Annotated in this window: 18 protein-coding genes; 15 read left to right on the forward strand and 3 right to left on the reverse strand. The window is 40.8% G+C overall.

Features of this window, described 5'->3' with window-relative positions:
• Window positions 1-2 precede the first annotated feature (2 nt).
• On the reverse strand, window positions 3-1349 hold the full coding sequence (locus IGJ28_RS07050) for a carbohydrate ABC transporter permease (RefSeq protein WP_252712203.1): 1347 nt from the start codon (window positions 1347-1349) through the stop codon (window positions 3-5).
• Window positions 1350-1430: 81 nt separating this feature from the next.
• A complete protein-coding gene (locus IGJ28_RS07055) occupies window positions 1431-2690 on the reverse strand; it encodes an extracellular solute-binding protein (protein WP_060813454.1) in 1260 nt (419 codons plus the stop codon).
• Between the two features lie 506 nt (window positions 2691-3196).
• Between IGJ28_RS07055 and secA the strand changes: the two genes are divergently transcribed.
• From secA to cls, 5 genes are all read left to right on the forward strand, one after another.
• The gene (gene secA / locus IGJ28_RS07060; protein ID WP_029487183.1) at window positions 3197-5692 is read left to right on the forward strand and encodes a preprotein translocase subunit SecA; all 2496 of its coding nucleotides are present in this window, start codon (window positions 3197-3199) and stop codon (window positions 5690-5692) included.
• 92 nt (window positions 5693-5784) lie between these two features.
• A protein-coding gene (gene prfB / locus IGJ28_RS07065; RefSeq protein WP_252712204.1) for a peptide chain release factor 2 occupies window positions 5785-6892 on the forward strand; the annotation gives its coding sequence in 2 pieces (ribosomal slippage) (window positions 5785-5856 and window positions 5858-6892; 1107 coding nt in all).
• Window positions 6893-7008: 116 nt separating this feature from the next.
• Entirely contained in the window at window positions 7009-7695 is a 687-nt protein-coding gene (gene ftsE / locus IGJ28_RS07070) for a cell division ATP-binding protein FtsE (protein WP_005471877.1), read from the forward strand.
• Window positions 7688-8572 (forward strand): permease-like cell division protein FtsX, encoded by an 885-nt coding sequence (ftsX, locus tag IGJ28_RS07075; protein WP_003127626.1) that lies wholly within the window; start codon window positions 7688-7690, stop codon window positions 8570-8572. The genes ftsE and ftsX overlap by 8 nt, the downstream gene beginning before the upstream one ends.
• Before the next feature lie 109 nt (window positions 8573-8681).
• Window positions 8682-10127 (forward strand): cardiolipin synthase, encoded by a 1446-nt coding sequence (gene cls / locus IGJ28_RS07080; RefSeq protein WP_003127628.1) that lies wholly within the window; start codon window positions 8682-8684, stop codon window positions 10125-10127.
• A gap of 126 nt (window positions 10128-10253) precedes the next feature.
• On the opposite strand, the gene IGJ28_RS07085 is transcribed toward cls, so the two are convergent.
• Complete coding sequence (locus tag IGJ28_RS07085; protein WP_005471881.1) at window positions 10254-10373, reverse strand: DUF4044 domain-containing protein; 120 nt, start codon at window positions 10371-10373, stop codon at window positions 10254-10256.
• A gap of 330 nt (window positions 10374-10703) precedes the next feature.
• Here IGJ28_RS07085 and IGJ28_RS07090 point away from each other — a divergent pair, with 330 nt between their 5' ends.
• From IGJ28_RS07090 to ftsA, 10 genes are all read left to right on the forward strand, one after another.
• Complete coding sequence (locus IGJ28_RS07090; protein ID WP_003127630.1) at window positions 10704-11072, forward strand: DUF3397 domain-containing protein; 369 nt, start codon at window positions 10704-10706, stop codon at window positions 11070-11072.
• Between the two features lie 207 nt (window positions 11073-11279).
• Window positions 11280-11711 (forward strand): division/cell wall cluster transcriptional repressor MraZ, encoded by a 432-nt coding sequence (gene mraZ, locus IGJ28_RS07095; protein ID WP_003127631.1) that lies wholly within the window; start codon window positions 11280-11282, stop codon window positions 11709-11711.
• Between the two features lie 14 nt (window positions 11712-11725).
• Entirely contained in the window at window positions 11726-12685 is a 960-nt protein-coding gene (gene rsmH / locus IGJ28_RS07100; RefSeq protein ID WP_438845304.1) for a 16S rRNA (cytosine(1402)-N(4))-methyltransferase RsmH, read from the forward strand.
• A gap of 5 nt (window positions 12686-12690) precedes the next feature.
• Window positions 12691-13110, forward strand: a complete 420-nt coding sequence (gene ftsL, locus IGJ28_RS07105) for a cell division protein FtsL (RefSeq protein ID WP_003127633.1) — start codon at window positions 12691-12693, stop codon at window positions 13108-13110.
• Window positions 13111-15318 carry a penicillin-binding transpeptidase domain-containing protein gene (locus tag IGJ28_RS07110; RefSeq protein ID WP_041119492.1) on the forward strand — a complete coding sequence of 736 codons (2208 nt, stop codon included), beginning with the start codon at window positions 13111-13113 and terminating at the stop codon, window positions 15316-15318.
• 12 nt (window positions 15319-15330) lie between these two features.
• Complete coding sequence (mraY, locus tag IGJ28_RS07115; protein WP_438845305.1) at window positions 15331-16293, forward strand: phospho-N-acetylmuramoyl-pentapeptide-transferase; 963 nt, start codon at window positions 15331-15333, stop codon at window positions 16291-16293.
• A 14-nt stretch (window positions 16294-16307) separates the two neighbouring features.
• The gene (gene murD, locus IGJ28_RS07120; RefSeq protein ID WP_156248154.1) at window positions 16308-17684 is read left to right on the forward strand and encodes a UDP-N-acetylmuramoyl-L-alanine--D-glutamate ligase; all 1377 of its coding nucleotides are present in this window, start codon (window positions 16308-16310) and stop codon (window positions 17682-17684) included.
• On the forward strand, window positions 17681-18775 hold the full coding sequence (gene murG, locus IGJ28_RS07125; RefSeq protein WP_438845306.1) for an undecaprenyldiphospho-muramoylpentapeptide beta-N-acetylglucosaminyltransferase: 1095 nt from the start codon (window positions 17681-17683) through the stop codon (window positions 18773-18775). Before murD ends, murG begins: the two co-directional genes overlap by 4 nt.
• 86 nt (window positions 18776-18861) lie before the next feature.
• On the forward strand, window positions 18862-19812 hold the full coding sequence (locus IGJ28_RS07130) for a cell division protein FtsQ/DivIB (protein ID WP_138371644.1): 951 nt from the start codon (window positions 18862-18864) through the stop codon (window positions 19810-19812).
• A 154-nt stretch (window positions 19813-19966) separates the two neighbouring features.
• Window positions 19967-21283, forward strand: a complete 1317-nt coding sequence (ftsA, locus tag IGJ28_RS07135) for a cell division protein FtsA (protein ID WP_003127640.1) — start codon at window positions 19967-19969, stop codon at window positions 21281-21283.
• Window positions 21284-21293 lie beyond the last annotated feature (10 nt).

The raw sequence follows: 21293 nt of genomic DNA on the forward strand, positions 1-21293 counted from the left end.
TGTTACCCCTCCTTATAAGAATTTGTTCGCGTGTACGCAAACAGGCTAAAGACAGCAGATATGATAAAGATCAAGATACCGATTACGGAAGCTAAATTGTAATCCATCGTGTTGACTGTCAAGTTGTACAGCCACGTTACTAACAGATCGGTCGAGCCAGCACCATAGAAATTAGAGTTAGATGGGCCGCCGCCAGTCAATAAGAAAATAACATTAAAGTTGTTGATGTTGCCGATAAACTGTTGAATCAATGCGGGCATCATTACAAACAATATCTGAGGAAATGTGATGGAGCGGAAAATTTGGAATTTATTGGCGCCATCGATTTCGGCTGCTTCTAGTTGTTCCTGATCAAGATTTTGTAAGATTCCTGTTGTTACAAGCATCGTTGCTGGAATCCCGATCCACATGTTCACAAAGATAATGCTGACTTTCGCAAAGAAAGGATCGGTCAGAAACGGGATCGAAGAAGAGATCCATCCCCAATTCAGTAAGAGTGAGTTAATCGGACCAGAACCGTTTAGTAAGTTACGCATGATCAAAAGTGACACGAATTGAGGAACTGCCATCGTCAAAACAAAAATGGTGCGCCACAATTTTTTGTAACGGATCCCTTTCGCGTTGATCAATAAGGCTAAGATCACGCCGAAGAAGAAACAAGTGATCGTTGCGAGTACAGCCCATGTCAATGTCCAAGCTAGTACTGGGAAAAAGGTGGACGCCATATCACCAGTGATGACATTAGAGAAATTCTTCAATCCTACCCAAGTAAACAGATTTTTTGGGGGTAAATTTTTGTGATCATAATTGGTGAAGGCAATCGAAATCATATATAAGAGCGGTAAGATAGTAAAAAATAAGACACCAATCAATGGGATTGTCATCAATGTCGCATGAAAGCGTTCGTTCACCAGACTATGTAAATCGTCGCGTGTCGTAGGGATTTTAAGTCCTTGTTGTTTTAATTCGTACAAATGACGGGCGCTTTTCAAATTAATGATATAGAGAATAATCAAGAGTGCACAAACGAGCAGGGAAGCAATACCGAAAAGCAATAAGAGCATTGAATTGTCACCCTTTTGCAAGATTTCAATACCAAGTGCTTCGTTATAGACCAACCCTTGTTTTTGTGTTCCTAATGTTTGCAGCATCAGAAGAGCGTGGAAACCATTTCTTATGAACCAAGCGATAAAACCAACTTGTGATACGATGAAAATAATTCCTTTCAGCCATTGTTTATTGGCGAAATTAGCGCTTCCCATCAAAATAAAAGATAGCTTTGTCGCTAGATCGCCTTTTTTGAATAATTCTCTAAAAGTGATATGCGACGCATGTTTTTTCCTGAACATATCCTCTCACCTTGCTTTCGTAATTAACTAGAAAAGGGAAAGCAGGCTTTCCCTTTGTCATGTATAGTGATGTGTTGTTGATTATTCGGTTACTTTTGAAATATCGGAAACAAACTTATCGAGTTTATCTTGGAACTGATCTGGTTTGATTTGACCTTTATAGGTATCGTTGATTAACGCATCCATTGGTGGCCAGAAAGAAACCATCTCAGGCAATTTAGGCATTACGACAGAGTGTTCTGCATCAGACATTTCCATCACAGCTTTTGCTACTGCATCAGCTTTTACTGCATCAGATTCTTGTGCATCTTTATTTGAAGGGACAACGCCGTTTTCAGTAAATTCGATTTCTTGTGTTTCTTGGTTGCTTAAATATTCTGCTAAAGCCATAGCTGCTAATGGCGCTTCGGTTTGTTGGTTGACAGCATAAAGTTTTACACCTAAGAAAGCTTTCATTTGTTTCGCACCACTGCCGAAGTCGATTGTTGGATAGGCGGCAACACCCATGTTGTCTCCAAGCGCTTTTTCTACGTCATTTTTTGACCAAGGACCTGAAAGGAAGGCATCTGATTTACCAGATTGCAAATCAGACAACGCGGATTCACTGGCTTGAAGGACACCGCTATTATTTTTTTGATCGGCGATCCATTGTAAGACTTCAACACCAGCTTCGTTGTTGAAATTGGTTCCATTAATATCTTCACCGTCTTCTCCATAAAGAACATTTCCGTTGCTCATAAATAGAGGGCCAAAAATGTAGTTTGCACCGTCTTCTGCAAAGTTGGTACCGATTTTTCCAGCGGAAGTCAATCCTTCCCAAGTTTTTACATCATCTGCTGTCAATGTAGAAGTATTGTAATAAAGCACTTGAGATTCAACACCGTAAGGATAGCCGTAAATTTTGTCTTTCCAAGTCACGGCATCAACTGCTGCTTCCACGTTCGTATCTTTGATTGTTGCTGCTTGCTTATCACCGATTGGATAAATCAGACCAGCTTCAGCCATTTGTCCTACTTGGTCATGAGGCATCATGAATACATCGGCTGCTTGTTCAGGGTCTTTTGAGACGTCTGCTTTGGCATCGGCAGAAGAGCCAGCTGCAACTGTTACTTTTACATCAGGATACTCTTTTTCAAATTTGTCGACTTGCCCTTGTAAGGCATCAATATGTTCGGTATCTACCCATAATTTAATATCACCTTCGACTTTTGCACTAGACTCCGCTGCACTGCCATTGCTTGAAGCAGCATCGTCGTTGCTGTTGCCACAAGCGCCTAGTACGATTGCAGACAAGCTTAAAATACTTCCCCCAATAAGTAATCGTTTTACATCTACCTTCATTCTTGTTCCTCCTAAAAATTAATTGTTTGCGTTTACAGACCTAATTATGCAATCGATTGCAATAATAGTCAAGCAGAAAATGAACAACTTTTTTGGTTTTCTATTGCTTAAAAGAAAAATTAAGAATCAGTCTAACACAAAACCTTTCTACAATTGGAATGATAAAGTCGAAATTTTCAGTAAATAACTTAGTTATTCTATTCACATTTGAAAAGCGAATGAAAATGTGGCAGATCATTTTTTCGTCCGTTGTAAAGCAAACGATTGCTTTCTGTTTCAGAGATTGTTTTAAGGAGCAAGAGAAGTAGAGTTTCTTTTGGACACAAGAAGCAATGGGCGTAAAAGAAATCTATTTAAAGCAATTGAAAAAAGAAAAAAAGAGTTAAAAAATCATGGAGAAACATGAACTACGCCGAAAAATATTTCCTTTATGATGAACTAGTGATAAAATAGTTAGGAGAGTTTCCAGTTAGGAAAAGTAGAAATAAAAGGAGAATTATATAGGCATGGCCAATTTTTTTAGAAAATTAATCGAGAATGATAAAAAAGAATTAAAACGTCTTGACCATATTGCTTCACAAGTTGAATCTCATGCGGACGAAATGGCCGCTTTATCTGACGAACAATTGCGCGAAAAAACAGATGAATTTCGCGGTCGTTTTCAACAAGGTGAAACGTTAGACCAATTATTGCCAGAAGCCTTTGCTGTGGTTCGCGAAGCGGCAAAACGCGTCTTAGGGCTGTATCCTTACCATGTCCAATTAATGGGGGGGATCGTGCTTCATGACGGAAATATCCCTGAAATGCGTACCGGTGAAGGAAAAACCTTGACTGCGACATTGCCGGTTTATTTGAATGCGTTAAGTGGTGCCGGTGTACACGTTGTAACGGTCAATGAATACTTGGCAACTCGTGACTCTACAGAAATGGGTGAGTTATATAATTTCTTAGGATTGACTGTTGGGCTAAACATCAATTCGAAGACAGCAGAAGAAAAACGGGCTGCATATGCCTGTGATATCACCTACAGTACGAATAATGAACTAGGCTTTGACTATTTACGCGACAATATGGTGGTTTACCGCCATCAAATGGTTCAACGGCCATTGAATTATGCCATCGTCGATGAAGTCGACTCAATCTTGATCGATGAAGCCAGAACACCATTGATTATTTCTGGACAAGCAGAAAAATCGACTGCACTATACAATCGGGTCGATAATTTTGTGAAACGATTAAAAGAAGAAGATTACAAAATCGACATCCAATCAAAAACAATTGGATTGACTGAAAAAGGGATCGAGAAAGCCGAAGAAACATTTGGCTTGGAAAACTTGTATGATATCGAAAATACAGCGTTGACCCATCATATGGACCAAGCGTTGCGGGCGAATTATATCATGATCCGCGATATCGACTATGTCGTACAAGAAGGTAAAGTCTTGATCGTCGACCAGTTTACTGGACGGATCATGGATGGACGTCGTTATTCTGACGGATTGCACCAAGCGATCGAAGCAAAAGAAAATGTTGAGATCGAAGATGAAACCAAAACGATGGCTACAATCACTTTCCAGAACTATTTCCGGATGTACAAAAAACTTTCTGGTATGACTGGTACCGCAAAAACAGAAGAAGAAGAGTTTCGTGAAATCTACAATATGCAAGTCATTCAGATTCCGACCAATCGACCAATCGTTCGTGATGACCGTGCAGATTTACTTTATCCAACGCTGGAAAGCAAGTTCCACGCAGTGGTGCAAGATATCAAAGAACGGCATCGTAAAGGGCAACCAGTTCTTGTTGGTACAGTAGCTGTAGAAACTTCCGAGCTGCTTTCAAGCATGTTGGATAGAGAGAAAGTCCCTCATGAAGTACTGAATGCCAAAAATCACTTTAAAGAAGCTGAAATCATTCTGAACGCAGGACAAAAAGGTGCTGTAACGATCGCAACGAACATGGCTGGTCGGGGAACAGATATCAAATTAGGCTTAGGTGTTGCTGAATTAGGTGGATTAGCGGTCATCGGTACGGAACGTCATGAATCTCGCCGGATTGATAACCAATTACGGGGACGTTCTGGGCGTCAAGGAGACCCAGGGGTTTCTCAATTCTATCTTTCGTTGGAAGATGATTTGATGAAACGGTTTGGTTCTGAGCGGATCAAAGTGTTCTTGGATCGGATGAAGATTGATGAAGAAGATGCCGTGATTCAAAGTAAGATGTTGTCTAAACAAGTAGAATCTGCGCAAAAACGAGTAGAAGGTAACAACTACGATACCCGGAAAAACGTTTTGCAATACGATGATGTTATGCGTGAGCAACGGGAAGTCATCTATGGTCAACGTCAAGAAGTCATCATGGAAGAGCAGGATCTTTCACAAACATTGATGAATATGGTCAAACGATCGATTGAACGAGTTGTCGATAGCCATACCCAATTAGAAGAAAGCAATTGGAATTATGAAGGGATCGTCGACTTTGCCGGAAATGCTTTAGTGCATGAAGATTCCATCTCTGTTGATGATATCAAAGGCAAAAAACCACAAGAAATCAAAGACTATCTCTATCAACGGGCAGAAGAAGTTTTCGAGCAGAAAAAAGCCCAATTAAACAGTCAAGAACAATTGTTAGAATTTGAAAAAGTAGTTATTCTGCGAGTGGTGGATACGAAATGGACGGACCATATCGATGCGATGGACCAATTAAGACAGTCAGTCGGTCTGCGGGCATATGGGCAGAACAATCCATTGGTTGAATACCAAACTGAAGGATACAACATGTTTGAAGATATGGTGGGAGCGATCGAATATGAAGTGACACGCTTGTTTATGAAAGCCGAGATTCGCCAAAATGTACAACGAGAACAAGTCGCTCAAGGAGAAGCTCAAGAAACTGAAACAGTCCCAGAAGAAGATCCTAGTTTCAAAAATGTTGGCCGTAATGATCCGTGTCCTTGCGGCAGTGGCAAAAAATTCAAAAACTGTCACGGCAAAAAATAGAAGAATTGATACGTTAGGAAAAAGGCTGGCAGCTTTTCTTGTCCAGCCTTTTCCGTTCATTTACAATACACGTGAAGAAAGAAGGAAATCAAATGGAAATCGCAGATATCCGGAATCAATTGAATCAAATGAATGAAAAAATAAATAGTTTTAGGGGGTCTCTTTGACTTAGATCAGTTAGAAGAGGCAATCGCTGAAGCAGAACACCAGATGGCGGACCCTACGTTTTGGGATGATTCTGAGCAAGCACAGAAGGTGATCAACGAGAACAATGCCAATAAAGAAACCTACGATCAGTTCAATCAATTGGCAGAAGAATTTGAAGAGTTGGAAGTTCTTTTGGAAATGATCCAAGAAGAACCAGATGCAGAAATGGAAGCAGAACTAGCAGAACGTATCCAAGCTTTGAATGAAAAAATGGGAACTTATGAACTGTCTATGCTGTTAGATGAACCATATGATCGAAACAATGCAATCATCGAACTGCATCCAGGTGCTGGCGGCACCGAGTCCCAAGATTGGGGCAGTATGTTGTTGCGGATGTATACTCGTTTTTGCGAGCAACATGGATACCAAGTCGAAACATTGGACTATCAGGCAGGAGACGAAGCCGGAATCAAGAGTGTCACTTTGTTGATCAAAGGCCATAATGCTTATGGGTATTTGAAATCAGAAAAAGGCGTCCATCGCTTAGTTCGGATTTCACCATTTGATTCAGCCAAAAGACGGCATACCTCTTTTTGTTCGGTAGATGTCATGCCAGAGCTAGATGGTGCGATTGATATCGAAATCAATAGTGATGACTTGAAAATCGATACTTATCGAGCGAGCGGTGCGGGCGGTCAGCACATCAATAAGACGGAGTCTGCTGTACGAATCACGCACATTCCAACTGGTACCGTAGTGGCTAGTCAAGCACAACGTTCGCAGTTGAAAAACCGGGAACAAGCAATGGGAATGTTGAAAGCAAAACTTTATCAACTAGAAGTAGAAAAGAAAGAACTGGAAGCTGCAGCGCTTCGCGGAGAACAGATGGAGATCGGTTGGGGTTCACAAATTCGTTCCTATGTCTTTCATCCGTATTCCATGGTCAAAGATCACCGGACTAACTTTGAAACAGGAAATGTACAAGCAGTAATGGATGGTGATTTAGACGGCTTTATCGATGCCTACCTCAAGTTGAAATTAAATCAAAAATAACTATACTGGGCTATTAAACAGATTGAAATATAATTGTAATCTGTTGAAAGCATTGTGAAATATATTCATGCTATAATAAGCCAGTATGAAAAAAAGTGAGATGGAGAGATAGCTGCATGATTGAAATGAAAGAAGTAATGAAAAAGTACTCTAATGGTACGACTGCTATCCGTAATCTTTCGATTTCAATTGATCAAGGTGAGTTTGTTTATGTCGTCGGACCTTCCGGTGCAGGGAAATCGACCTTTATCAAATTGATGTATCGTGAAGAAAAAGCAACGAAGGGTGTTCTTAATGTAGCAGGGTATGACCTGTTGACGATCAAGAATCGCGAAGTGCCATTGATGCGCCGCGAAATCGGTGTTGTTTTCCAAGATTATAAATTGCTTCCGCGAAAAACGGTTTATGAGAATGTCGCTTATGCGATGCAAGTTATTGGCCGCAAGCCTCGGGAGGTCAAAAAACGGGTAATGGAAGTATTGGACCTTGTAGGATTGAAACACAAAGTACGAGTCTTCCCAAGTGAGCTTTCAGGCGGAGAGCAACAACGGGTTTCTATTGCACGAGCAATCGTGAATACCCCGAAAGTATTGATTGCAGATGAACCAACAGGAAATTTAGATCCTGAGAATTCTTGGGAGATCATGAAGTTGTTGGATCGGATCAATGCACAAGGAACAACAGTAGTGATGGCGACACACAATAGCACGATCGTCAATACGATTCGTCACCGTGTAATCGCAATTGAAAATGGTCGGATCATTCGCGACCAAGCGGAAGGAGAATATGGTTACGATGATTAGAACGTTTTTCCGTCATCTCCTTGAGAGTATTAAAAGTTTAAAACGAAACGGCTGGATGACGATCGCGTCACTCAGTGCAGTTACGATCACGTTGACGTTAGTCGGTATCTTTTTGGGTGTTATTTTAAATGCAACGAAGTTAGCCGAAGACATCCGTAAGAATGTGGATGTTTCTGTCTTTGTGGATATCGGAACAGAACAAAAAGACATGGATACTTTGGAACAATCGCTTAAAGAATTACCGAATGTTTCAGACGTTCGTTTTTCGAGTCGTGATGATGAATTGAAAAAAATTCAGGATGCGATGGGGGATTCTTGGAACTTATTTGAAGGGGACAGCAATCCGCTTTATAACGTATACGTTGTTAGTGCCACAGATCCTGAATACACGAAAAAAATTGCAAAACAAGCTGGAGAATTGCCAAATGTTTTCAAAGCAGACTATGGTGGCGATTCTTCTGACAAGATCTTTGCTCTATCAGCTGCGGTTCGTACTTGGGGACTTGGGGCTGCTATCCTATTGATCTTTGTGGCAATGTTCTTGATTTCAAATACGATTCGGATCACGATCTTGTCTCGTCAAAGAGAGATTCAAATTATGCGTCTGGTAGGTGCTAAAAATGGTTACATTCGCTGGCCTTTCTTCTTAGAAGGCGGCTGGATCGGATTGCTGGGATCAATTGTCCCTATCGCTATTATGTATTTTGGTTATCACCAAGTTTACTTGCTAGTCAATCCAGCACTGCTACGTTCCAATTATAGTTTGATTGCACCAAATCAGTTTCTACTGCAAGTTTGTGGTGTCATGGCTCTGATCGGAATCGTGATTGGTTCATTAGGATCGATCATCTCAATGCGCCGTTTCTTAAAAGCGTAGAACGTGTTATTGAAACAGATCTGCTGACTAGCAGGTCTGTTTTTCATTTGCCGACACCTTTACTTTAGACTGCAAGTTCGCTATTCTTTTAGGAGAGGTGAGGGTTGGTATGTTAGTTATGGATAACCTGTTCACGATCATTTTCTTCGTGAACATTTTGTTGTCGATTGTGATTATTTTTAGAGAAAGACGGCAAACGGCTCAGACATGGGCGTGGTTGCTTGTTTTATTGTTTATACCAGTCGTGGGATTTGTACTCTATTTTTTCTTTGGTCGCGGAATCTCCAAAGAAAAAATTTTCGATTTGAGGACACAAGCCAAAATTGGTTTGAACGTGGAGCTGGAAGAGCAAAAGCAAGCGCTGCAGCGGAATCTTTATCCCCATCCGCCCACTGCGCAAGTAGAAGTCAAACAGCTCGTTTATTTATTGACGATCTATGGTCAGTCGTTATATACCACTACAAATGAAATGACTCTTTATAAAGATGGCCGAAAAAAATTTGATGCATTACTCAAAGATATTGAAGGCGCCACAGATCATATCCATATGCAATATTATATTTATCGCAGTGATACATTGGGGGGAGAAGTACGAGATGCTTTGATCCGTGCAGCCAAACGAGGAGTGAAAGTCCGTGTGCTTTTGGATGCTTGGGGCAGCACCCAGGTTTCACTGAAATTCTTCGATGAATTACGGGTTCATGGCGGTCAAGTTGCGTTCTTTTTCCCGTTGTTCGTTCCTTATCTCAATCCTCGGATCAATTATCGCAATCATCGGAAAATTGTCGTGATCGACGGCAAGATTGGTTATACCGGTGGTTTCAATGTTGGAAATGAATATTTAGGTGAGGTAGAAAAATTTGGTTATTGGCGGGATAATCATCTGCGAATTTTAGGACCAGCTGTTTACTCACTGCAAAACCGGTTTTTGATGGACTGGAATTCACAACATGCTATCGAAATCAAATATGAAGCAGCGTTGTTTCCAATGATCGAAACAAACGGAACGATTGCTGCACAGGTAGTGACTAGCGGTCCTGATTCAGAACACGAAGAGATAAAGATAACTTATTTGAAGATGATTAATTTAGCCAAAAAAGAAATTTTGATTCAGACTCCCTATTATATTCCTGATGAATCGATCCACAATGCCTTGAAACTGGCACTTTTGTCCGGTGTTTCTGTTCATTTGCAGATCCCTAATAAACCAGATCATCCACTTGTCTATTGGGCAACTTACTCCTTTGCTGCTGAGTTATTAGCCTATGGTGCAGTGGTAGAGACTTATGAGAAAGGTTTTATGCACGCTAAAACGATGATTGTTGACAGTGGGGTCGTTTCGATTGGTTCTGCGAATATTGATGTTCGTTCGTTTCGACTTGACTTTGAGGTCAATACAGTTGTCTATGATGCAAAAGTTGCTGAGGAAGCGCGCCAAGCATTTTTTGCTGACTCCAAGGATTCAGAGGAATTGACTTTGGAAAAATACCGGAATCGCCGATTGTTGATCAAGGTCAAAGAGGGATTAGCACGACTTGTTTCGCCGCTTCTATAGAAACTATTTAGTAAACGTAGGTGAAAGTTGGATAACAAAAAAACAGCAGTAATGCTGAAGCACCTCTTCTAACGTTTGTTTTTTGGATCAACGTTAGAAGGTGATTCATGCAACTGCTGTTTTTTATTATTTCATGATACTTGTGTAGGCTGCCAGAAAAACTGACCCGACTGTCAAAATAAGCATTGTCCAAATAACTACTTGAGTGATTTTGGCGAAGGTGCTTTTTGGTTTTTTTTCGTTCATCGTGATCCACCTTTTAGATTGATTTCTAGTCACAGTTTACCTCCAATTACCAAAGAACTCAAGCTGCTATTCTTATAAATTAAGAAATCTTGAATATTTTGCAAGAGCACAAAAAGTTTTTTCAAAGATTCTCTTGTTGAAGGGGGGTTGTTCTGTTTTAATTAGTAAAGACATAGAGAAAAATAAGTAGAAAATAAGCAGGATGCTTGAGTAAGGAAAGTAAAAGATTGCAGACTGTCTTATTGGACCGCGGATTTTTAAACGAACTGAAACATAGATGTAAAGAAAATAAAGTATAGTTACACTAGCTGTTAGAAAGGATTTGTTTGTATGTCTGGATTTGGGCCTGCTGTTTTATTTTGGTATATCTTTCCATTAGTCGTTTTTTTTGCTTGCAGATTTTTAGTTTCTGCGTTGTCTTTGAAAGAACGGTTTGGACTGAAGGCACCCGACTTAGCTGTGCCTTTTTTGGTGATTGGGATTCATCAGTTATCAAAGAATACCTTTGAGCAATCGATCACTCCCTATTATTTGATCTCTATCTTATTACTGGGGATTCTCTTAGCTGTCTTTCAAGCGTATTATTACGAAGAAATCCAGTATGGCAGATACATCAAAATGTACTGGCGGAGTATCTTTTTGTTTACATTGATTTTCCATGTTGTTTTGATCATTTTAAATATCGTCAAGTATTTGTAATTTGTGACAAGGAGAACCCTTATCCCATCGAGATTTTTCTGCTTAAAGTTTTTTTTAAAAACTTTTTAAGAGAAAGAAACTCCTGTTTTTTCGTTTGGTAAAAATTAGTCAAAGAACTTCACTTTTAAATTTCACGTTAAATGTGGTAGAAAGTGGGGGATTGTGGTAGACTGTGATTATCAGGTGGAGATCGGGGGTTATTTATCGATGTTTATGGGTGAATTTCAACATTCGATAGATGCAAAAGGCCGACTAATCGTTCCTTCAAAACTGCGAGAAAAACTCGGAGAAAAATTTGTTGTGACACGTGGATTAGATGGCTGTTTATTTGGTTACCCCTTATCTGAATGGGAAAAACTAGAAGAAAAACTGAACGAAATGCCCTTGGCGAAGAAAGATGCTCGGACATTCGTACGTTTCTTTTATTCCGCTGCCACGGAGTGCGAGATCGACAAACAAGGTCGTATCAATATTCCGGCAACCTTGCGTGAACACGCGTCACTTATGAAAAGCTGCGTGATCATCGGCGTTTCCAACCGGATTGAGATCTGGGATGAAGCACGTTGGCAAGCATTTACCACTGAAGCAGAAGAAAATTTTGATGAAATTGCTGAAACAATGATTGATTTTGGCTTATAGGAAGAGGAAAGCGCATGGCAGAATTTCAACACTACACCGTAATGTTGAAGGAGACAGTGGACGGTTTAGCTATTCGTCCGGATGGAATCTATGTCGATTGTACATTAGGTGGAGCGGGTCATAGTGAATATTTATTGTCCCAATTATCAGAAGAGGGACACCTCTACGCATTTGACCAAGATCAAAAAGCGATCGATCATGCCAAAGAACGCTTAGCGCCTTATGTGGCTAAAGGAATGGTCACGTTTATAAAAAGCAATTTCCGCTATTTAAAGGAAGCTTTGCAGCAACTGGGTGTCGATCAAGTAAGTGGTGTGTTGTATGATTTAGGCGTTTCTTCGCCGCAATTAGATGAAGCAGAACGTGGGTTCAGTTATCATCAGGATGCACCATTAGATATGCGGATGGATGAGTCGGCTGCTTTGACTGCTTATGAGGTAGTGAATCAATTTGATTATCACCAACTTGTAAAAATCTTTTTCCGTTATGGAGAAGAAAAATTTTCAAAACAAATTGCTCGTGAAATTGAACGGACACGAGCAAATAAACCAATCGAAACGACTGGAGAATTAGTCGAGATTATCAAAACAGCGATTCCCGCTCCGGTGCGGCGCAAAGGCGGACACCCGGCCAAACGGATCTTCCAAGCCATTCGGATTGCTGTGAATGATGAATTAGGTGTCATTGAAGAATCTTTGGAACAGGCCATCGATTTATTGGAAAAAAATGGACGAATCAGTGTTATCACTTTCCATTCTTTAGAAGATCGAATCGTCAAGTCTACGTTCAAAGCTTACAGCACCCCAAAAGATGTGCCACCAGGGTTGCCGATCATCCCCGAAGAATTTCAACCAGTACTAAAATTAATTACTCGAAAACCACTTCTTCCCTCTGAAGAAGAAGTATCTGAAAACAATCGTTCCCGTAGTGCTAAACTGCGGATCGCGGAAAAAATGAAGGAAAGCGAAGGTTAGCAATTATGGCAGAACTAAAAGTTCATGATTATGAATTTGAAGAAACGTCTGAACAAGAGTTTTATGCTCACTCTGAACCGACAATTGAACAGCTGCCAAGCGAACCTGAGCGTCCTGAGGTTATCCGTGTACCAGCATCTCCTGCTCGCCGGTTAAAAAGTATCTCTAATTTAGAAAAACTGATTGCAGCATTTGTGATCATTGCCGTTTTGACATTAGCGATCCTGACGATCAATATTCGGACTACGATCAGTCAAGTCGAACATGATATTTCACTGATCCAATCAGACATCAATGAAAAAAATAGTCAAGCAGAACAATTAGAGCAAGAAAGAAACGAACTTTCTAAAACTGAGCGTATCAAAAAGGTTGCTGAGGATAATGGATTGTCGATCGATGATGACAATTTAAGGAAAGTGGATTAAATGAAGCTAACAGATAAATTCAAGCAATACTTGAAAAAGAAAAATCAAACTACAACGAACAATCGCAAAAAAGTAGGTATTATTCTCTTTGCTACGAGTATTGGATTGTTCTTTTTGTTTGTCACGCGTTTGAGCTACATTGTTATCGTAGGTAATGTGGCAGGTACTTCATTGGCTGAGAAAACCAAGAGCCTTTATCAAGGAAGCGAAGTTGTCAAAGCAAAACGCGGGACAATCTATGATCGCAACGGGATCGCGATCGCAGAAGATGCAACTTCTTATTCTGTTTATGCTATTTTGTCAAAATCCTACGTTAGTGGGAAAAAGAATTTATATGCTGAAGAGAAGAACTTTGATAAATTAGCCAAAATTCTGAATGAGCAACTAGGTATTGATCAGAATGAGGCTGTGCAAACTTTGGAAAAAGGTCTAAAAGAAGAACGTTGGCAAGTGGAATTCGGTAGCCAAGGAAGTAAAATGACGCTGGAGAAAAAGACAGCGATCGAAGAAGCAATGAAAAAAGAAGGAATCGCTGGCCTTTATTTTACAGATCATCCTTCTAGAATGTATCCTAATGGAATTTTCTCTTCTCACTTTATCGGCTATGCTCTAGCAGAAAATGAGGAGAACGACTCTTCTGGCTTAGTAGGAAAAACTGGTCTAGAAGCTGCTTATGATGATGTATTATCCGGAACAGACGGGAAAATCGTCTATCAAAAGGATAACAATCAAAACCCGCTACCGGGAACGGTGGCAGAATCAGTGGCAGCGGTAGATGGCAAAGATATCTATACAACGATTGATAGCCGGATTCAAAGCTATTTAGAAACGCTCATGGATAAAGTGTTCAAAGAATACAAGCCAGAAGATCTGACTGCCACATTAATGAATGCAAAAACAGGAGAAATCGAGGCGATGGCACAAAGGCCAACCTATGATCCTGATGATTTAAGTACCATCAAGACCTGGCAGAATTTATTGGTCGAAGACAACTATGAACCAGGATCGACCATGAAAGTCTTAACCACAGCTGCTGCTATCGATCAAGGGATATTCGATGAAAATGAAACTTTTACACCAAGTCCGGATGGATTGAAACTGTATGATGCGACAATCAATGACTGGGACTTTGGTCAAAAAGGAACATTGACGATGCGTCAAGCTCTTTCTTGGTCAAGTAATATTGGGATGGTTACTTTGGAACAACGAATGACAGACCGTTGGCAACAATACTTGCAACAGTTTGGATTTGGTCGCAGTACGTACTCGGGTCTGCCAAATGAGAATACTGGGATCATGCCGGAAAATAATCCGGTCAGTCAAGCAATGACTTCATTTGGTCAGGCAATCGGTGTGACGAATTTTCAAATGATGCAGGCTTTTACCGCAGTCGCAAATAACGGCACGATGGTCAAGCCGCAATACATCAGCAAAATCGTGGACAATGAAACAGGTGAAGAGACTGTAACACAGCCAGAAGTTGTTGGACACCCTATCACGGAACAAGCAGCGACGAAAGTTCGAGAATATATGCGTGATGTGGTAGAAAGTGAAAACTACGGAAGTGCGTATGGTGTCTATAGTGTACCTGGTTACAATATTTCAGCAAAAACTGGGACTGCCCAAGTAGCTGATCCAAAAACTGGGAAATACTTATCTGGGGATTCCAATTACTTGTACTCAATCGTAGAAATGGTTCCTTCAGAAGACCCTGAATACATTCTTTATCTAACAATTAAATTACCAGAACACCACGACAGCGAAGCATTGGCAAAAATCGCCAATCCGTTGATGAAACGCGTGATGGATTTAAAGAAAGCAACATTAGAAGAAACAGCAACAGAAAATAGTCAGAAAGTAACCGTCAATGATTATCGTAAATTAGATACAACTACCGCGGCAACTGATGTACAAAAAATTGGTCTAGCACCTGTAGTATTAGGGGATGGAAAAACAGTTATCGATCAGTCTGTGGACAGTGGATCGAAAGTACTGCCAGGAGAAAGACTTCTTTTGCTAACGGATAGTGACAAAATTTATATGCCTGACACCACCACATGGTCAAAAGCTGATTTAGTCAAATTGGGCAACATGTTGGATGTTGATGTCAAATTTGAGGGCGACGGGTATTGTGTTTCCCAAAGTCTTGCACCTTATGAGGAAATCACGGATCAAACAATCACCTTCAAATTGAGCGAAAAAGAATAGGGAGAGAACACTATGGAATGGACAGAGATGATATTTCCACTTGCCAGTAGTTTTGCAATCGTTACTGCTGCAATGCCGCTGTTTATCGGCTATTTTCAAATGAAAAAATACGGACAAGAGATTCGAGGAGAAGGGCCAAAATGGCACAATGTCAAAGCTGGCACTCCTACAATGGGCGGCTTCGTATTTTTGATTGCGGCATTGATCACAGCAGTTTGGGTTGGCGCATGGCAAAAGCAGTTGACCGCATCGCTGTTCATTTTGTTATTTATTATCTTGGTTTATGGTGCGCTTGGATTCTTGGACGATTTCATCAAAATTTTCAAGAAACGCAACATGGGTTTAAACTCTTTACAAAAATTGATCGGACAAATCATCGGTGGGATTGTCTTTTATCTGGTCTTTTTATCAGAAGGCAATGCGAATGTTTTGAATCTCTTTGGATTTGAGCTGCCGCTATCGATCTTTTACGGCGCATTTGTGATTTTTTGGTTAGTTGGCTTTTCAAACGCCGTCAACTTAACAGATGGGATTGACGGCTTGGTTGCTGGACTCGGTACGATCTCATTTGCAACTTATGGCCTCATTGCTTGGCGTCAAGATCAAATCGATATCCTGATCGTCTGTTTAGCGGTCATTGGAGGATTGATCGGCTTCTTCCCTTACAATCGTAAACCAGCTAAAATTTTCATGGGTGATGTGGGCTCCCTTGCATTGGGCGGTCTTTTAGCAGCAGTTTCAATACTGCTTCACCAAGAATGGACATTATTACTTGTCGGACTTGTCTATGTGATTGAGACAGCAAGTGTCATGCTGCAAGTCGCTTCTTTCAAATTGACTGGTAAACGGATTTTTAAAATGTCGCCTATTCATCACCATTTTGAAATGAGTGGCTGGTCGGAATGGAAGATCGATACAATTTTTTGGCTGATTGCTTTAGGATGTTCGATCATCACATTAGTGATTGTATGGTAGGAGAGATGAATCATATGAAAAATATAAATGAATATCAAAATAAAAAAGTTCTTGTGCTAGGATTAGCAAAAAGTGGGTTCAGTGCGGCTAAATTGTTACATGATTTGGGCGCACTTGTTACTGTTAATGACGGAAAACCCTTTGCCGAAAATCCAGAAGCACAGGATCTTTTGGCGTTAGGCGTTAAAGTAATCACCGGCAGTCACCCAATTGAACTACTGGATGAGGGTTTTTCACTTGTGGTCAAAAATCCTGGGATTCCTTATGATCAGCCTATTGTCCAAAAAGCGATCGAAAAAAATATCCCAATCATTACGGAAGTAGAGTTAGCTTACAAAATTTCGGAAGCACCGATCATTGGGATCACTGGAACGAATGGAAAGACCACGACCACTACGATGATCGCTAATGTTTTAAATACGGGATTTAGTGAAGGCCGGGCATTGTTGTCTGGAAATATTGGCTTTCCAGCAAGTACCGTCGCCCAAACCGCTAGCGCTAAAGATCGCTTGATCATGGAACTTTCCAGCTTCCAATTGATGGGGATCGAAACATTACATCCCAAGATTGCGGTCATCACGAATATTTATGAAGCTCATCTAGATTATCATGGCAATCGATCCGAATACGTGCGGGCTAAATGGCGGCTGCAGCAAAATATGACAGCAGAAGATTTTCTAGTCATCAATTGGAACCAGCCAGAATTAGTCGAACTTTCTCAACAAACAAAAGCAAAAGTGATTCCATTCTCGACACAACAAAAAGTGGCTGGTGCGTATCTTTTTGAAGAGCAGTTATATTTCAAAGATGAGGCAATCATGCCTGTTTCTGAACTGGGCGTTCCCGGCAGTCACAATGTTGAAAATGCATTAGCTGCAATCGCAGTGGCAAAATTAGAAGGGATAGCAAATGAGGCTATCGTTCAAGCATTGCATACATTTAGCGGTGTACCTCACCGTACTCAGTATGTTGATACGATTGAAGGGGTTCGCTTTTTCAATGATTCGAAAGCCACAAATAGCTTGGCGACAGAGATGGCTTTAGGTGGTTTCCAAAAGGATCAGTTGATTTTGTTGGCTGGAGGATTGGATCGCGGCAACTCCTTTGATGAGCTGATTCCATCACTGCAAGATCTCAAAGCGATTGTTTTGTTCGGACAAACAAAAGAGAAACTTGCTGAAGCCGCACGTAAAGCAGGAATCAAAACGATTAAATTGACAGAAGATGTAACTACAGCTGTTCCTTTGGCTTATCAATTAAGCCAACCGGGAGATACCGTTTTATTATCACCGGCCAATGCAAGCTGGGACCAATACCCGAACTTTGAAGTACGGGGGGATAAATTTATGGCGGCAGTAGCAGAACTTAACAGAAATGAGCGAAGTGAATGAAAATACTAGTAACTGGCGGTGGAACCGGCGGGCATATCTATCCGGCATTGTCTTTTGTCGATTATGTTCGTTCCATTGATCCAACAGCTGAATTTTTATATATTGGGGCTACCCGTGGATTAGAGAACAAAATCGTTCCGCCAACCGGGATTCCTTTTAAGACGTTAGAAATACAAGGCTTTAAACGAAAACTTTCATTGGACAATGTCAAAACAGTCCAACTTTTCCTGAAAAGTTATCGTGAAGCAAAGAAAATACTCAGAGAATTTCAACCGGATGTAGTGATCGGGACAGGGGGCTATGTCTCTGGTGCTGTGGGCTACGCGGCATCAGCACTTAAGATCCCAACGATCATCCATGAACAAAATAGTGTTCCTGGAATCACTAATAAATTTTTGACCAGATATGTGGACAAGATTGCTATTGCTTTTCAGGATGCAGCGCACTATTTTCCGGATAAGAAGACGGTCTTGGTGGGGAATCCCCGCGGGCAAGAAGTAAAAAACAGTCAGAAGTCTGCGATCCTTGCTTCCTATGACCTTGACCCTAAGAAAAAAACTGTTTTAGTCTTTGGCGGCAGTCAAGGAGCACTGAAAATCAATCAAGCGATTATCGAAGCAATTCCACTTTTTGCAAAGAAAGATTATCAACTGTTATATGCTTCTGGTGACCGTTATTACCAAGAAATCGAAGAGAAGATCGGTATGTCGAAAGATGCCTTTCCAAATATCAGCATTCGCCCCTACATCGATCAAATGGCAGAAGTCATGGCGAATAGTGACTTGTTGATAGGACGAGCTGGCGCTACATCGATCGCTGAATTTACTGCATTGGGATTACCAGCGATTTTGATTCCTAGTCCTTATGTGACGAATGATCATCAAACAAAAAATGCGCAAAGCTTAGTCAATGCTGGGGCAGTCAAGATGATTGCGGACAATGAGTTGAACAGTCAAAATCTAATTGAGTGTGTCGATGCGATCATGAGTGATGAAAACGTACGGATGGAAATGGCAAAGGCGTCGAAAGAGCAAGGAATCAGTGATGCATCTGAGCGACTATTTCGACTTGTGCAAGAGGTAATCAAATAGTACAATGTGTTGGATAGAAAGGAGAGATTGTCATCAGTAAAGATAAGAAATCTCATGATAATCAAACCACCCCCACGACAGAAGAATTGACCCCTTGGCAGAAAGAAAATCTGCGTTATCAAAAAGAAAAAGGCGATCAACCTGTATGGTCACCCTCTGTCATTTCCGGGATTCACTCAGATGAAGAACAATCAGAAGACCAAACAGAAGAAAAGCACGAAGAAGGCGCAGAGACTGAAGATTCAGAACAAGCTCCCCGCTCTTTTGCTGATCGATTGCCCAATTTAAAAAAATACCGTAATCGAGTATTGTTGCGCCGATTGCTGTTGATTATTGGTGTTTTGCTGATCCCGTTGTTATTTATTCTGTATTACGTCTCCCCGTTGAGTAAGTTAGCGGATGTTAAAGTCGTGGGCAATGATCAAGTGTCCGCCCAATCAATTATCGAACATTCGGAATTAACGACTGGAGAAGAAATATGGCCGCAGTATTTTGACCGCGAACAAACGGAACAAGCCATCAAAAAAGCGTTGCCTCGTGTCAAAAATGTTCAAGTGACAATCACTTCTTTAAACCAGTTCAAGATTCGGGTATCGGAGTACCAAGAGGTGGCATTGCTAGCAAGCGATAATCATTATTCACCTATTCTTGAAAGTGGTGTCGTGATCAATGAACCGAGTGACCAGCCTCTGGAAGGACTACCTATTTTAGAGAGCTTTTCGGATCAGTCAAAAATCAAAGAAGTACTGACTGCTTATCAGAAGCTCAGTCAAGAGATCCGTGAAGGAATTTCTCAAATCAAGTACACGCCTCGGGACAGTAATGACGAGTTGTTAACGATCTATATGAATGATGGTAACCAAGTGATTGTGAACATTTCAAATATGGCTAGTCAAATGCAGTATTATCCGCAAATCGCAAAAGATTTGAAAGAAGACAGTATCATCGATATGGAAGTGGGCATCTTTACCTATCCGATTTCCAATACAAAAGACAGTGACTCGGCAACAGAACAATCGACCGAAGGGGATTCTTAGGAAAAATTCAAGAGTTTTTTTCATTAACTTGTTTCTAAAAATCGCTATTATATGGTAGAATTGGTAACAGTGAACAAATTATTCTAATTAGATATAAATACGAACTTTTCAAGGTTCGCGATATATGCAAATTAAGTAGGAGGGAACCCCATCCATGGCAAAAACGGGAATGTATGTTGGCCTCGATATTGGTACGACATCTGTGAAAGTTGTTGTAGCTGAATACGTTGATAGCCAAATGAACATTATTGGTGTAGGAAATGCAAAATCAGAAGGAATCAACCGCGGAATCATTGTAGACATTGACAAGACGGTTCAAGCCATCCAAAGAGCAGTAAGACAAGCAGAAGAAAAAGCGGGTATCCAAATTCGCAGTGTGAGCGTGGGTGTGCCAGCCAATCTGTTAGAAGTTGAAAATTGCCAAGGGATGATTGCTGTCAACAGCGAATCAAAAGAAATCACAGATGACGACGTGCGTAACGTAGCATCAGCAGCGCTCGTTCGATCTACACCTCCTGAAAGACAGATCATTGCCATTTTACCGCAAGAGTTTACTGTGGATGGCTTTGAAGGGATCAAAGATCCTCGCGGAATGATCGGTGTCCGCTTGGAGATGTTTGGGGTAGTTTATACAGGCCCTAAAACGATTTTGCACAATATTCGCAAATGTGTTGAAAAGTCCGGCTTGATTGTCAACGAACTTGTAATCACACCACTAGCTTTGACTGAATCGATTTTATCAGATGGCGAAAAAGATTTTGGTACGATCGTGATTGATATTGGTGGCGGTCAAACAACGACTTCGGTAATGCATGACAAACAGTTGAAATTCACCCATGTCAATCAAGAAGGTGGAGAATTTGTAACAAAAGACATCTCTACTGTGTTGAATACTTCTTTCAATAATGCAGAAGCGCTAAAAATCAATTATGGTGATGCTTATCCTGAACGTACATCGGCAAGCGAAGAATTCCCAGTGGACGTCATTGGTAAATCTGAACCTGTCAAAATCGATGAACGGTATCTTGCTGAAATCATCGAAGCACGGATGGAGCAAATCTTTAATAAATCAAAAGATGTCTTGAATGAAATCGATGCGTTTGAATTACCAGGCGGAATTATTTTGACTGGCGGAGCTGCTAGCTTACCTGGCGTTGTCGATTTAGCACAGGAAGTCTTCGAAACAAATGTGAAATTATACGTGCCAAACCATATGGGATTGAGAAATCCGGTTTTCACTAATGTGATCAGTATCGTTGATTATTCTGCTAATTTAAGTGAAGTTTATCAGCTTGCTAAAAGCGCGATCACGGGTGAACGTACGACGCAACAACCTGTTGCTGTTCAACAAGAGATTTCTTATGAGCAGTACGAGGCTCCAGAAGAAACTTATGAAGAACCAGAAGAAGAGAAGAAAGGCGAATCGATCACGAATCGTGTCAAAGATTTCTTCTCAAATATCTTTGAATAATCTAAAACGA

This window comes from Enterococcus sp. AZ091 (genome assembly GCF_051714805.1).
Lineage (GTDB): Bacteria > Bacillota > Bacilli > Lactobacillales > Enterococcaceae > Enterococcus_D > Enterococcus_D gallinarum.

Bases quoted from the DNA above. Each gene is read 5' to 3' on its own strand.
- IGJ28_RS07050 (WP_252712203.1), bottom strand. From the start codon at position 1,349: ATGTTCAGGAAAAAACATGCGTCGCATATCACTTTTAGAGAATTATTC.
- IGJ28_RS07055 (WP_060813454.1), bottom strand. From the start codon at position 2,690: ATGAAGGTAGATGTAAAACGATTACTTATTGGGGGAAGTATTTTAAGC.
- secA (WP_029487183.1), top strand. From the start codon at position 3,197: ATGGCCAATTTTTTTAGAAAATTAATCGAGAATGATAAAAAAGAATTA.
- ftsE (WP_005471877.1), top strand. From the start codon at position 7,009: ATGATTGAAATGAAAGAAGTAATGAAAAAGTACTCTAATGGTACGACT.
- ftsX (WP_003127626.1), top strand. From the start codon at position 7,688: ATGATTAGAACGTTTTTCCGTCATCTCCTTGAGAGTATTAAAAGTTTA.
- cls (WP_003127628.1), top strand. From the start codon at position 8,682: ATGTTAGTTATGGATAACCTGTTCACGATCATTTTCTTCGTGAACATT.
- IGJ28_RS07085 (WP_005471881.1), bottom strand. From the start codon at position 10,373: ATGAACGAAAAAAAACCAAAAAGCACCTTCGCCAAAATCACTCAAGTA.
- IGJ28_RS07090 (WP_003127630.1), top strand. From the start codon at position 10,704: ATGTCTGGATTTGGGCCTGCTGTTTTATTTTGGTATATCTTTCCATTA.
- mraZ (WP_003127631.1), top strand. From the start codon at position 11,280: ATGTTTATGGGTGAATTTCAACATTCGATAGATGCAAAAGGCCGACTA.
- rsmH (WP_438845304.1), top strand. From the start codon at position 11,726: ATGGCAGAATTTCAACACTACACCGTAATGTTGAAGGAGACAGTGGAC.
- ftsL (WP_003127633.1), top strand. From the start codon at position 12,691: ATGGCAGAACTAAAAGTTCATGATTATGAATTTGAAGAAACGTCTGAA.
- IGJ28_RS07110 (WP_041119492.1), top strand. From the start codon at position 13,111: ATGAAGCTAACAGATAAATTCAAGCAATACTTGAAAAAGAAAAATCAA.
- mraY (WP_438845305.1), top strand. From the start codon at position 15,331: ATGGAATGGACAGAGATGATATTTCCACTTGCCAGTAGTTTTGCAATC.
- murD (WP_156248154.1), top strand. From the start codon at position 16,308: ATGAAAAATATAAATGAATATCAAAATAAAAAAGTTCTTGTGCTAGGA.
- murG (WP_438845306.1), top strand. From the start codon at position 17,681: ATGAAAATACTAGTAACTGGCGGTGGAACCGGCGGGCATATCTATCCG.
- ftsA (WP_003127640.1), top strand. From the start codon at position 19,967: ATGGCAAAAACGGGAATGTATGTTGGCCTCGATATTGGTACGACATCT.